The 13,041-nt window shown below is 70.0% G+C and carries 8 protein-coding genes and 3 pseudogenes; 3 read left to right on the forward strand and 8 right to left on the reverse strand.

Translation table 11 applies throughout. The features are described from left to right. Nucleotides 1-16 precede the first annotated feature (16 nt). From IF88_RS0107230 to IF88_RS0107260, 8 genes and pseudogenes are all read right to left on the reverse strand, one after another. Nucleotides 17-376: pseudogene (locus IF88_RS0107230) on the reverse strand (GTP-binding protein); the annotation flags it as partial. 33 nt (nt 377-409) lie between these two features. Further along, nucleotides 410-964 carry a DUF742 domain-containing protein gene (locus IF88_RS0107235; RefSeq protein ID WP_030708435.1) on the reverse strand — a complete coding sequence of 185 codons (555 nt, stop codon included), beginning with the start codon at nt 962-964 and terminating at the stop codon, nt 410-412. 93 nt (nt 965-1,057) lie between these two features. Further along, the gene (locus IF88_RS0107240; protein WP_030037347.1) at nt 1,058-1,471 is read right to left on the reverse strand and encodes a roadblock/LC7 domain-containing protein; all 414 of its coding nucleotides are present in this window, start codon (nt 1,469-1,471) and stop codon (nt 1,058-1,060) included. 10 nt (nt 1,472-1,481) lie between these two features. Then, a complete protein-coding gene (locus IF88_RS0107245; protein ID WP_030708437.1) occupies nt 1,482-4,661 on the reverse strand; it encodes a nitrate- and nitrite sensing domain-containing protein in 3,180 nt (1,059 codons plus the stop codon). A gap of 333 nt (nt 4,662-4,994) precedes the next feature. Then, nucleotides 4,995-5,348, reverse strand: a pseudogene (locus IF88_RS49560) (GTP-binding protein); the annotation flags it as partial. Then, nucleotides 5,349-5,639: pseudogene (locus tag IF88_RS49565) on the reverse strand (DUF742 domain-containing protein); the annotation flags it as partial. It abuts the pseudogene before it with no gap. A gap of 152 nt (nt 5,640-5,791) precedes the next feature. Next, on the reverse strand, nt 5,792-6,205 hold the full coding sequence (locus IF88_RS0107255; RefSeq protein ID WP_030708442.1) for a roadblock/LC7 domain-containing protein: 414 nt from the start codon (nt 6,203-6,205) through the stop codon (nt 5,792-5,794). A 9-nt stretch (nt 6,206-6,214) separates the two neighbouring features. Next, the gene (locus tag IF88_RS0107260; protein ID WP_030708443.1) at nt 6,215-9,913 is read right to left on the reverse strand and encodes a nitrate- and nitrite sensing domain-containing protein; all 3,699 of its coding nucleotides are present in this window, start codon (nt 9,911-9,913) and stop codon (nt 6,215-6,217) included. Between the two features lie 579 nt (nt 9,914-10,492). Here IF88_RS0107260 and IF88_RS0107265 point away from each other — a divergent pair. The 3 genes from IF88_RS0107265 (at nt 10,493) to gltX (ending at nt 13,032) form a co-directional block, all read left to right on the forward strand. Continuing rightward, the gene (locus tag IF88_RS0107265; RefSeq protein WP_030708444.1) at nt 10,493-10,678 is read left to right on the forward strand and encodes a hypothetical protein; all 186 of its coding nucleotides are present in this window, start codon (nt 10,493-10,495) and stop codon (nt 10,676-10,678) included. Between the two features lie 97 nt (nt 10,679-10,775). After that, nucleotides 10,776-11,564 carry a fumarylacetoacetate hydrolase family protein gene (locus tag IF88_RS0107270; RefSeq protein ID WP_030708445.1) on the forward strand — a complete coding sequence of 263 codons (789 nt, stop codon included), beginning with the start codon at nt 10,776-10,778 and terminating at the stop codon, nt 11,562-11,564. After that, on the forward strand, nt 11,557-13,032 hold the full coding sequence (gene gltX, locus IF88_RS0107275) for a glutamate--tRNA ligase (RefSeq protein WP_030708447.1): 1,476 nt from the start codon (nt 11,557-11,559) through the stop codon (nt 13,030-13,032). Before IF88_RS0107270 ends, gltX begins: the two co-directional genes overlap by 8 nt. Nucleotides 13,033-13,041: the final 9 nt, after the last annotated feature.

Here is a 13,041-nt window from a genome sequence, read left to right on the forward strand (position 1 = left end):
CCGCTGAACGCGACCGCTAGCGCAGGCGCGCCATGAGGGCGTGCTCGACGAGCGTGATGAGCGCACTCTTGGCGTCCGCGCGGTGGCGGGCGTCCGTGGTGATGATGGGGGCGTCCGGGCCGATCTGCAGGGCCTCGCGGACTTCCTCCGGGGTGTACGGCTGGTGCCCGTCGAAGCCGTTGAGGGCGATGACGAACGGCAGGCCGCTGTTCTCGAAGTAGTCGACCGCGGGGAAGCAGTCGGCCAGGCGGCGCGTGTCGACGAGCACGACGGCGCCGATGGCGCCGCGGACGAGGTCGTCCCACATGAACCAGAAGCGGTCCTGGCCCGGCGTACCGAAGAGGTACAGGATCAGGTCCTGGTCCAGGGTGTCGCGGAGGTGGTGGAGCGAGCAGGAGCCGCTCCGCCGTTAGAGCTTGCGAAGTCCACTGAGCACCCTTTCGAGCAGTGTCACATCAGGCTGGCCACCGGCAGACTCGTCGCCGCCGGGCTGGTGAATGGCGACAAGGCCCGCCTCCGCCAGGTCGGCGACGAGGATGCGGGCGACACCAAGAGGAATGGAGAGGAGTGCCGAGATCTCCGCGACGGATTTGATCTCCTGGCACAGACGGCAGATGCGCTGGTGCTCGGGCAACTGCCCTTGCAGACGCGCGGGATCTGCCGTGGTACTGACCAGCGCCTCGATGGCGAGCTGGTAGCGCGGCCGGGTACGGCCGCCGGTCATCGCGTACGGGCGCACCAGCGGGTTGTGGGCCTTCGGCGCCGGCTGCCGAGCGGCGCGCGGAGGCGGCTGCGGAGGCATCTGGTGCTGGGGCTGCTGGGGCTGGCCGTACGGCTGCTGCTGGTACGGGCTCTGCTCCGGCACGGGCCGGCTGGGAGCGGAGGGAAAGTTGAAGCGGTTCTGGTCGTGCCCACCCTGCGGCTGCTGCGCGCCGCCATAAGGATGTCCTCCGGGTGTTGTCACGTTTCCTCCTCCGACTCCAAGTACGCAGTACTCCCTGTGGAACCGCGCCACCGCACCCTATGGTGCGATGGCGCGAAACGCACTGCCTGTCTGCTAGTTGAGAAGACTTCCCTGCAGCTCGGCGCGCAGGTCCGGGGTGAGGACACTGCCCGCACGATCCACCAGGAGGGCCATCTCGTAGCCCACGAGGCCGATGTCGCACTCGGGGTGCGCGAGCACCGCGAGGGACGATCCGTCCGAGACGGACATGAGGAAAAGGAATCCCCGGTCCATCTCGACCACGGTCTGGTTGACGGCGCCACCCTCGAAGATGCGGGAGGCCCCGGCGGTCAGCGACGTCAGACCGGAGGCCACGGCCGCCAGCTGATCGGCGCGGTCGCGCGGAAACCCGTCGGACATCGCCAGAAGAAGGCCGTCGGCGGAGACCACCACGGTGTGGGACACCCCTGGGGTGTTGTCCACGAAGTTGGTGATCAACCAGTTCAGGTTCTGTGCCGCCTGGCTCATCGGGCTCACACTAACGCTCCTGGTCATAGCTGTTACTTGACTGCTCAGAACCCGCGCTGCGTCCCTGCTGGACACCGCGCCGCAGGTTGCTCAACCTGCCGCGGACGTCCTCCGGAGCGCGGGAGACCTGGGGGCCGCCCTGCGGGGTCGTCTCCGCCGCGCCCTCGACCAGGTTGGCCTTGGGCACGCGCCGAGGGAGACCGGACGGGGTGACCCCGCCCGCCTTCGGCTCACGGAGTTTGGCGGCCTGCTGCCAGCGCTCGTCGTTACCCGAGCGCCAGTCGGTGCCGCCTTCCTTCTCCTGCTCCGGGACGGCGGGCTGCTGACGCGGCGACCGCTGTTCGAAGAGGGATCCGGTGGACTCCGCTTCCTGCTGTGCCGGCTGCCACTGCTGCTGGCTGCCGCGGCGCGGCAGGCCCGCTCCGGTCATCACGTGACCGGTGTCGGCAGCGGCGCCCGGACGGTCGAAGCCTACGCGTTCCGGAGCCGGTTCGGGGACGGCCTGGGATTCCGATTCGGTCCCGTAATCCTGCTGGTAGGCAGCCGGATACGTGTTCTGACCAGGCCACTCGGCCTGCTCCGCCCGGGTTTCGTAGCCGCTGTCGTAGCCCTGAGCGGCCGGCTGCTGGTCCGGGTATCCGTCTTCCGTATAACCGTAGTCCTGCTGCGGGTACGCCTCGTAGCCCGGCTGACCCTGCTGCGCCTCGTAAGAGGTGTCGTAGGGCTGCCCGGACTGCTGCTCGAAGCCCTGGTACTCCTGGTACCCGTGTTCCGGTTGCGGTTCCGGATACTCCTGGGCGCCTTGGTCGGCGTACTGCTGCTGGTCCTGCGGGAAGCCCACCTGGGCCGCCAGCGCGGCCCGGCGCTCCTGCTGTCCCAGGGACCGGCCGACCGGGTCGGCGGGGAGGCCGTCGGCGCCCTGCTGGTCGTACCGCGAGTCGTCGAAGCCGAGCTCGGCGGCGGTGCGCAGCGGGGCGGCCTGCTGGGCCTTCTGCTCCGGGATGATCTGGGAGACCGTGAAGTCGTCGTCCGGTATGCCCTCGCCACCGCCACCGTGGGTGATGGCGTCGGGGAGCATGACCAGCGAGGTGGTACCGGCCGCCTCGCCCGAGGGGCGCAGCTGGACGCGGATGCTGTGGCGGTCCGCCAGCCGGCCGACCACGAACAGACCCATGCGCTGCGAGATCGCGGCGTCCACGGTCGGCGGGTTGGCCAGCTTGTGGTTGATGTCCGCGAAGTCCTCGGCGGTGAGGCCGATGCCCTTGTCGTGGATCTCGACCATCACGCGGCCGTCGGGCAGACGGGTCGCGTTCACGCGGACCTTGGTCTGCGGGGAGGAGAACGTGGTGGCGTTCTCCAGGAGCTCGGCGAGCAGGTGCACGAGGTCGGTCACGGCCTGGCCGTGGATCTCGGCCTCGGAGACGCCGGAGAGCTCGATGCGCTCGTACTGCTCCACCTCGGAGGAGGCGGCGCGCAGGACGTCGACGAGGGGCACCGGCTGGTCCCAGCGGCGGCCCGGCTCCTCACCCGCGAGGATGAGGAGGTTCTCGCCGTTGCGGCGCATACGGGTGGCCAGGTGGTCCAGGCGGAAGAGGTTCTCCAGCTGGTCCGGGTCGGCCTCGTTGTTCTCGAGGTCGGTGATGAGGGTCAGCTGGCCCTCGATCAGCGACTGGTTGCGCATGGAGAGGTTCGTGAAGATCGCGTTGACGTTGCCCCGCAGGAGGGCCTGCTCGGCGGCGAGCCGTACGGCTTCCCGGTGGACCTGGTCGAAGGCGCGGGCGACCTCGCCGATCTCGTCCTGGGAGTCGATCGGGATCGGGTGGACCCGGGTGTCTACCTTGCCCGGATCGGTGCGCGAGAGCTGGTCGACGAGCATCGGCAGGCGCTGCTCGGCGATGTCGAAGGCGGAGCTGCGCAGGCGGCGCATCGCGCGGCCCATCTGGCGGGCCATGAGGCCGGCCATGATGAACGCGGCGAGCAGGGCCACGACCACGATGGCGCCGTTGACGATGGCGTCGGTGCGGGCCTCGTCGGAGACCGCGACGGCGTCCTTGACGGCCTTGTCGAGGAGTTCCCTCTCGATCTGGTCGTAGCCGTCGAACTTGGCGGTGGCGGCGGCCTGCCAGAACACGGGGTTCGTGCCGTTCTCGGCGAGCTTCTTCTTGTTGTCGCCGCTGGCGATCGCCTCGGTCATGCCGAGCAGCGGGTTGCCGTTGGGGGCGGGCGGCGGCACGAAGCGGGTACCGGCCTGCTCGGCCTGGTGCTTGGCCTCCGCGAGCTTGGCCTTGCCCTCGTCCGATTTCTTGCCCATCACCTCCTTGAGGCGGTTCACGTCCGCCTCGGTGCCGGCCGCGACGTACTCGCCGATGGCGATTTCCTCGAGGTAGGCGTAGGAGGAGAAGGCGACGAGCTGGGCCTTGCGCACGTTCTCGTCCGTGCTGGGACGGACCAGGAGGTGGGTGCCGACGGAGCGCTGCAGCGAGTTCGCCGCCTTGGCCAGCTGGACCGCGTAGACCATGCGGCCGTACGAGGTCACGTTGCCGGTGCCGAGACCGAGCTCGTTGGCGAACTGCATGAGGTAGTGCTCGACGCCGACGTAGCCCTCTTCGGTCGGGATGGGGCCGGCCGCGGAGGGGAGGTTCTTCTTGGGGGTCTCGAAGGCGGCCTGGTAGGCCTTCTCCCGGACTTCCTTGAGTTTGGGCTCTTCCGCGCGGAAGAGGTCCAGGCGCCGTTCCAGGCCCTGGTTCTTCGGCATGTCCTGGACGGCCTTGTCGAACTTCTCCTTGGCCCCGGTGGTGACCGCGTAGGCCTTGGTGACCTGCTCGGAGTTGGTCTGGCCGTTCAGGAGGGGCTCGGCCGTCAGGTCACGCTCGTTGAGCAGTGCCTGGCTGTACTCCGAGGCCGCCTGGACGACCCGGGCTATCTGCTCGGCGTCCTTGGCCTCGTTCCACTGGTCGACGGAGCCCTTCACCTGGAAGCCGCCCATGACCAGGCCCACGAGGGCCGGCACGAGGAGGATGGCGTTCAGGCGGGTCGGCACGCGCCAGTTGCGGGGCGAGAATTTGCTGGTGCTCCCGGGGCGCGCGGGTGGCTCCACGGGCACGTCGACGGGCGACGCGGCCGCTCGCGGCGGCGGGGTGAAGTTGCCGCGCGCGGGTTCAACCGCGGGGCTTGCGTTGCTTCGCCTCACTCGACCAACAACCTTCCGGCGGTGCTACTAGCTAGTTCGTTGAATTCCAGCACGGTTAACGGCCGTGTTCCAAACAGTTGGAATCAGCCATTCGGAGATCCTTATGCCCCACATAAATCGGACATAAAGAGCGTCCTGCGGCAAAAATAGGGGGAGTTGTGCGCGTAGCGGCACCAACCGAACGCGCCCCGTGGCCAACTGGCGGCAATTGTCTGTCGAAACGTTATGAACCGAGAGGGCGGGCCGTGTCCTATGACACAGCCCGCCCTCTCACGTTGTGAAGAACCCGTGGGACTTGAGTGATGCCGCTTGAGCCGGGCTGCCTGCGTGGTGTTACTTGAGACGCGCCATGAGGGCGTGCTCGACGAGAGTGATGAGCGCGCTCTTGGCGTCCGCCCGGTGGCGGGCGTCCGTCGTGATGATGGGGGCGCCGGGGCCGATCTGCAGCGCTTCGCGGACTTCCTCCGGGGTGTACGGCTGGTGTCCCTCGAAGCCGTTGAGGGCCACGACGAACGGCAGGCCGCTGTTCTCGAAGTAGTCGACGGCCGGGAAGCAGTCGGCGAGACGGCGCGTGTCGACGAGCACGATCGCGCCGATGGCGCCGCGGACGAGGTCGTCCCACATGAACCAGAAGCGGTCCTGGCCCGGCGTACCGAAGAGGTACAGGATCAGGTCCTGGTCCAGGGTGTCCGCCAGGTCGGCGACGAGGATCCGGGCGACTCCGAGCGGCATCGACAGCAGCGCGGAGACCTCCGCGACCGACTTGACCTCGCGGCACAGGGTGCAGATGCGCTGGTGCTCCGGGAGCAGGCCGGACAGGTGCATCGGATCGGCAGTGGTGCTGACCAGTGCCTCGATGGCGAGCTGGTAGCGGGGCCGGGTCCGGCCGCCGGTCATCGCGTACGGACGCACCAGCGGCTGATCGCCTTCCGAGTACGAATCTCCGTACGAATCGGAGTAGGCGGGGGGCGGGGTCATGGATCCTCCGGGCTGGACAGCAGTGGTCAGCGTGCCGTCTGACGGGGCGGCCGGTGGGGGGGACTGTATGACGGCCTGGCGGGGGTACTGGATTCCGGGGGCGGGGCCCCGGTCTCCCGGCCGGAAGTACCGTCCGGCCGGGAGGGGGGAAGTCAGCCGAGCAGGCTTCCCTGAAGTTCGGCGCGCAGGTCCGGGGTGAGGACACTGCCCGCGCGATCCACCAGGAGGGCCATCTCGTAGCCCACGAGGCCGATGTCGCACTCGGGGTGCGCCAGTACGGCCAGCGAGGATCCGTCGGAGACGGACATGAGGAAAAGGAATCCCCGGTCCATCTCGACCACGGTCTGGTTGACGGCGCCGCCCTCGAAAATGCGGGAGGCACCGGCGGTCAGCGACGTCAGTCCGGAGGCCACGGCCGCCAGCTGATCGGCGCGGTCGCGGGGGAATCCTTCGGACATGGCCAGAAGGAGTCCGTCGGCGGAGACCACCACCGTGTGGGACACCCCTGGGGTGTTGTCCACGAAGTTGGTGATCAACCAGTTCAGGTTCTGTGCCGCCTGGCTCATCGAACTCAACTATCGCTCCTGCTGGTAAGTGGGGTCGATGTGGTAACTGCCGGTCGCCGGTCCGTTGTTGCCGGCCTGACGGCCCTGCTGGATACCGCGTCGGAGGTTGGTCAGACGGCCGCGGACGTCATCCGGTGCCCGCGAGACCTGCGGACCCGCCTGTGCCTCGGCCTGCTGCTGCGCGGTGCCGGCCACGAGGTTCGCCCGCGGGACCCGGCGGGGCAGCCCCGAGGTCGTGATACCGCCGGCCGCGGGCTGGCGCACGCGCTCGGCCTGACGCATCAGCTCGTCGTTCGGCGAGGACTTCCAGCTGACGGTCGGCATGCTGCCGGTCGCCGCCGCGGCGGGCTCGGCCGCGGACTCCTGGCCGCGCTGCGGCAGCGGCTGCTGCGGCGCGGGGGCCGCCGGAGCTGAATGCTGCGGCTGCCGGCCCTGCTGGGGCATCGCCGTGCCCGGTCCCTGCGCGGGGGGCTGCTGCCCCTCCTCGCGGAACCAGTTCGACTCGAGCGTGTCGAAGATCGGGCTGCGGCCGTCACCGGAGCTCTGGGCCGGCGGCAGCGCCTCCGGCCGGTGAGCCTGCGGCAGTCGCGGGGTCTCCGGGCGCGCGGGCGGTACGGGTGCGTACCCGCCGCCGGGCTGCGGAGGCTGCGGCTGCGTGTGCTGCGGCTGGGGCTGCTGCGGGGCCTGGGGCTGACGGGCGACTCCGCCGACACCGGGGCCGCCGGGCCGCTGGGGCTGGTAGCCCGGGCGCTCGAACTGTCCGGTGGTGGACGGGTCCACGGCGCCCCGCACGTCCGGACGCTCGAACTGTCCGGTCGTGCCGGCCAGGCCGTCGCCCTGCGGCATCGGGGCGTTGAAGTCCGGGCGGGCGAACTCCGCCGTCGAGCCGGGGCCCGACAGCTCGTCGTGGCCGCGCGCCTGGTCGGCGCCCCAGCTGGTGGTCTGCGGGCCGGGAAGCTCCGGACGCGGGGCGCCGCCGCGCGGCGGCAGCTGCGGGCGGGCGCCGTTGGGACCCGGGGCCGGTTGCTGCTGCTGCTGCTGAGGCTGGGCCTGCTGCTGGGGCTGCGGCTGCTGCGGACGCTCGAAGCCGTTGCCCTGCGGGAACCCGGACGGGCCGGCCGCGGAGGGCGACTGGGTCGGACGGGCCTGCGGTCCGCCGCCGAATCCGGCACTGGCGACCGGACCGCGGGCCGGCAGCGGTCCACCGGCGCCGAAGGCACCCTGGCCCTGGCCCGCGGTGGTCTGACCCTGCTGCGGACGGGCACCGGGAGCACCGGGGCCGCCCTGCTGCGGACGGGCACCCGGAGCACCGGGGCCGCCCTGCTGCGGAGGCCGCCCGCCCTGCGGGCCCTGACCGGAGCCGTCGCGGCCCGGGAGGGCGGCGCGCTGGCCGCCCGCGCCGACCTGACCGCGCTGCGGGCCCGCGCCCACGGACGGCCGTGCGGCCGCGCCGGGCACGGAAGCCTGACCGCCGGGGGCACCCTGGGCGCCACCGGGGCCGCCCTGACCGCCCTGGCCCGGCATCGGGCCCGGCTTCTTGCCGCCCTGGGCGACGTCCACCGGCAGCATGACGAGGGCCGTCGTACCACCCGAGTCGGAGGGGCGCAGCTGGATGCGGATGCCGTGTCGCAGGGACAGGCGGCCGACCACGAACAGGCCCATGCGGCGGGAGACGGAGACGTCCACGGTCGGCGGCGACGCGAGCCGCTCGTTGATCGCGGCGAGGTCCTCGGGGGAGAGGCCGATACCGGTGTCGTGGATCTCGACGAGCACGCGGCCGTCGGGCAGCGCGTGACCGGTGACCTTGACCTTGGTCTGCGGGGAGGAGAACGACGTCGCGTTCTCCAGCAGCTCGGCGAGCACGTGCACGAGGTCGTTGACGACGCGGCCGGCGACGTCGGTGCCGGGCACCGAGGCCAGCTCGACGCGCTCGTACTGCTCCACCTCGGAGGCGGCGGCACGGAGCACGTCGACGAGCGGGACGGGGCGCGTCCACCGGCGGCCCGGCTCCTCGCCCGCGAGGACGAGGAGGTTTTCGCCGTTACGGCGCATGCGGGTCGCGAGGTGGTCGAGCTTGAAGAGCGAGGAGAGCTGGTCCGGGTCGGCCTCGCGCGACTCCAGTTCGGAGATGAGCGACAGCTGACGCTGGATGAGGCCCTGGGAGCGGCGCGAGAGGTTGGTGAACATCGCGTTGACGTTGCCTCGCAGGAGGGCCTGCTCGGCGGCGAGGCGGACGGCCTCGCGGTGCACGTCGTCGAATGCCGCGGCCACCTGGCCGATCTCGTCGCGGGTGTGCACACCGACCGACTCCACGGACGTGTCCACGTCCTGCGGGTCGGACTCGGACAGCTGCTTGACGAGCTCGGGCAGCCGGTCCTGCGCGACCCGCGTCGCGGTGTCCTGCAGGCGGCGCAGCGAGCGGATCATCGAGCGGGCCATGACGAAGGCGCCGACGAGGGAGACACCGAGGACGAGGAGGATCAGGGCACCGTTGATGATGGCGTCCTGCTGGGCCTCGTTCTTCAGCTCGCGGGCCTTCTGCTCCATCTCCTCGAGCAGGGTCAGCTCGATGACCTTCATGGCCTGGAGCTTGGTGCCGTCGGCGTCGTACCAGTCCAGCCAGGACCGGTTCTTCTCGCGGAGGAAGGCGTCCTGGCTGGCCAGCACGCGGCGCGCGTAATGGTCGGCGGTGGAGATCTCCGAGTTGCTGTCGCCGAGGCCGGCGAGGAGCTCCTCGGTGCGGCCCTGGTAGACGAGCTCGAAGGTGGTCTTCGCCTGCGTCTCGCCCTTCTGCGCGGAGAGGGCGTAGAGCCGGTCGTTCTCCTTCAGCTCGCCCTGCTTCTCCGAGGTGTCCGGGAGCGAGGCGGCGATGATCGCGCGCTGGATGGAGGCGTACTCCTTGGCCGCGGAGAAGGCCGCCAGGGCACGCGTACGCTTGATCATCTCCGGGTTGGAGGTGGCCTGCGCCATGTCCTGGGAGAGCGAGAGCAGCGAGACGATCATCCCGTTGTACTCGCTGACGGTCTGCTGGGCGCCGTTGACGTACGCCTTGTCGCGGACCGTCTGGATGTTCGCGATCTGACGGCCGATCTGCAGCACGTTGTTGCGGATCGACTTGAGGGTGTCGTCCTTCTCGCCCGTGCTGTCGACCTTGTCGGTCGCGGCGGCGAAGGCCTTGGCTGCGGTGTCGGTCTGCTGGCGGACACCGTCGACGGAGCTGGTGCTCTTGCCCTTGGAGATCGTGAGCGGACCCGCGGAGAGGTCGCGCTCCTCCTGGAGCATGGCGGCCAGGTTGGTGGCCTGACGGGTCATCGTCGTCAGCAGCTGCATGTGTTCCAGCTGCGCGATGTCGTTGAGCGAGTCGTTGATGCGGAAGCCACCGAGCGTGGTGGCGGCGACGACCGGCAGGGTCAGCAGCGACACGAGTCGCGTGCTGATGCGCCAGTTCTGCATGGCGAGGCGAGAGCCGGGCCCACTGGGGGCCTTCGGTATCGCCACGTCCTGCTCGGCCGACCCGGCCTTGGCCTTGCCGGCCTTCGCGGACTTCCCACGGCCCTTCGCCTTCACCGCGGCGGAGGAGTCGGGGCCTGCGCCTACGACAGCCGGCCCGCGGTTCTGGGCGTGCTGGGGCGAGGAGCCACGGTCGGTCCCGCCGCGCGGCTCCTGCTCCGCCGCAGCGCTGCCATCCCTCTTGAATCGTCCCTGCACTAGCGTCGCAACCTCTGGACCAGGCGTCCCGCCGGGCGACCGGTGGGACGGTGTCGAGTCGTGGGGCACGTGCGGCCCCATGGTGGTCGTCGGTGACCGGCGCGTCTCCCTCTCCTTGCCACCGCGCTCGGCGCTGAGTCGCGCCACCTGCGCGCCGGCTGATTTCCCGCGGCGGTCCCGCGAATTCCAGCACAGTGGAGGATCTCCAACAAGGTGCGCGTGTCGGCTTGGAGAGTCGGTTACGTCACGTGACAAGCGGGCTACTCGATGTGCGACCGCATTCGGTAGAAACCGGACTTACGCCATCCAAACAACAAGGCTGGCAAGGTGTCCCAGTCGCGATGATCAGGAGCGGAATGGCGCATTCAGTGGCGCAATGTCCGTTTCGTCGGGTGAAGTTGACTGTCCATTATGCCGGAAATGACTGGTCACGGGTGAGCAAACTCACATAGCCGTGGCCATTACTTCCTGGTTCCGCGGGGGATTCAGATGTTTAGCCTTGCCCCTTAAAGGGTTGGCGCCAGGGTTGGTGCATCGACAGCCGACACTCACAGATCGAACCGAGGACCCCGAACTCCCATGAAGACGACGATGATGTTCCGCAACATAGCCAACCCCCGCCGCACCACCCTCGCGCACCTCAAGGACGCCGAGGAGCTGCAGGCGGCGCCGGCCACCCCGGAACACTCCGTCGAGCTGCCCACGCAGACGGCCAACCCGCGGCGCACGGTCCTCATGGACGTGCCGGTCGCCGCCGCGCAGTAGCCGCACAGCTGCGGAACGCGAAGCGTCCCTGCCCACCGCGTTAGCCTGGGGTCCGCAGACTCCAGCCGACGGACATACAGAGGGGCAGACGCAACACGTGCGCATCGCCAGGTTCTCGATCGACGGAAATGTCGCGTTCGGCGCGGTCGAGGGCAGCACCGCCCCCGGCGACGAAGCGACGCTCGTGCTCGACATCATCAAGGGCATCCCGTTCGCCGACTTCGAGCTCTCGGGCACGAAGGTGCCGCTGAGCAAGGTCCGGCTGCTGCCGCCCGTGCTCCCGAACAAGGTCGTGGCCATCGGCCGCAACTACGCGGAGCACGCGGCAGAGCTCGGCAACGAGGTTCCGGACGCGCCGATCACCTTCTTCAAGCCCTCCACCTCGGTGGTCGGCCCCGGTGACCCGATCACGTACCCCTCCTTCTCCCAGGACGTCCACCACGAGGCGGAGCTCGCCGTGGTCATCGGCCGCATGTGCCGGGAGGTCCCCAGGGAGCGCGTCAAGGACGTCATCCTCGGCTACACCTGCGCCAACGACGTCACCGCGCGCGACGTCCAGCAGCGGGAGAAGCAGTGGGCCCGGGCCAAGGGCTTCGACAGCGCCTGCCCCCTCGGCCCCTGGATCGAGACCGACCTGGACCCGGGCGACCTGACCATCCAGTGCACCGTGAACGGCGAACAGCGCCAGCTCGGCCGCACCAGCGACATGGTCCGCTCCATCGAAGACCTCGTCGTCCACATCACCGAGGCCATGACGCTGCTCCCCGGCGACGTCATCCTCACGGGGACCCCGGCCGGAGTCGGCCCCCTGAACGTCGGCGACGAGGTCGCCGTCACCATCGAAGGCATCGGCACTCTCACCAACAAGGTGATCAAGCGTGGTTAACGGACCTGTCCGCGTACGTTTCTGTCCCTCCCCGACCGGCAACCCCCACGTGGGCCTGGTCCGCACCGCCCTGTTCAACTGGGCGTTCGCCCGCCACCACGGCGGCACGTTCGTCTTCCGCATCGAGGACACCGACGCGGCCCGCGACTCCGAGGAGTCGTACGACCAGCTGCTCGCCTCGCTGCGCTGGCTCGGCTTCACCTGGGACGAGGGCCCCGAGGTCGGCGGCCCGCACGCCCCGTACCGCCAGTCCGAGCGCATGGACATCTACAAGGACGTCGCGAAGAAGCTGCTCGACGGCGGCTACGCGTACCACTGCTACTGCACCACCGAGGAGCTCGACGCGCGCCGTGCGGCCGCCCGCGCGGCCGGCAAGCCCTCCGGCTACGACGGCCACTGCCGCGAGCTCACCACCGTGCAGGTCGAGGCGTACCAGGGCGAGCACCGCCCGGCGATCGTCCGCTTCCGGATGCCCGACGAGCCGATCACCTTCACCGACCTCGTCCGCGGCGAGCTGACCTTCACCCCGGAGAACGTGCCGGACTTCGGCATCGTCCGGGCCAGCGGCGCCCCGCTCTACACGCTGGTCAACCCGGTCGACGACGCGCTCATGGAGATCACGCACGTCCTGCGCGGCGAGGACCTCCTCTCCTCGACCCCCCGCCAGATCGCGCTCTACAAGGCGCTGATCGAGCTGGGCGTCGCCAAGTCCACCCCCGCGTTCGGCCACCTGCCGTACGTGATGGGCGAGGGCAACAAGAAGCTCTCCAAGCGCGACCCCGAGGCCTCGCTCAACCTGTACCGCGAGCGCGGCTTCCTCCCCGAGGGCCTGCTGAACTACCTCTCGCTCCTCGGCTGGTCCTTCTCCAAGGACCAGGACGTCTTCTCGATCGAGGAGATGGTCCAGAAGTTCGACATCGACGGCGTGAACGCCAACCCGGCGCGCTTCGACCTGAAGAAGGCCGAGTCGATCAACGGCGACCACATCCGCCTGCTCGACCCGAAGGCCTTCGCGGACGCCTGCGCCCCGTGGCTGCGGGCCCCGCACGCCAACTGGGCGCCCGAGGACTTCGACGCCGCGGCCTGGGAGCGCATCGCCCCGTACGCCCAGACCCGCGTCACCGTCCTGTCGGACATCACGGCCAACGTCGACTTCCTGTTCCTGAAGGAGCCGGTCGAGGACCAGGCCTCGTGGGACAAGGCGATGAAGGGCGAGCCGGCGGCCCTCCTGACGACGGCGCGCGAGAACCTGGCGAACGCCGACTGGTCGGACCCCGAGTCCCTCAAGCAGGCCGTCCTGACCGCGGGCGAGGCCCACGGCCTCAAGCTCGGCAAGGCCCAGGCCCCGGTCCGCGTGGCCGTCACCGGCCGCACGGTCGGCCTGCCGCTCTTCGAGTCCCTGGAGATCCTGGGCAAGGAGCGCTCCCTGGCCCGCATCGACGCCGCGCTGGCCAAGCTGGCCGCGTAGCACTCCCGT

It is taken from the genome of Streptomyces sp. NRRL F-2580 (genome assembly GCF_000720115.1).
In the GTDB taxonomy this organism is placed as follows: domain Bacteria; phylum Actinomycetota; class Actinomycetes; order Streptomycetales; family Streptomycetaceae; genus Streptomyces.

Excerpts from the sequence above, each read along its gene's own strand:
- IF88_RS0107240 (WP_030037347.1), bottom strand. The coding sequence starts at position 1,471 with ATGAGCCAGGCGGCACAGAACCTGAACTGGTTGATCACCAACTTCGTG.
- IF88_RS0107255 (WP_030708442.1), bottom strand. The coding sequence starts at position 6,205 with ATGAGCCAGGCGGCACAGAACCTGAACTGGTTGATCACCAACTTCGTG.
- IF88_RS0107265 (WP_030708444.1), top strand. The coding sequence starts at position 10,493 with ATGAAGACGACGATGATGTTCCGCAACATAGCCAACCCCCGCCGCACC.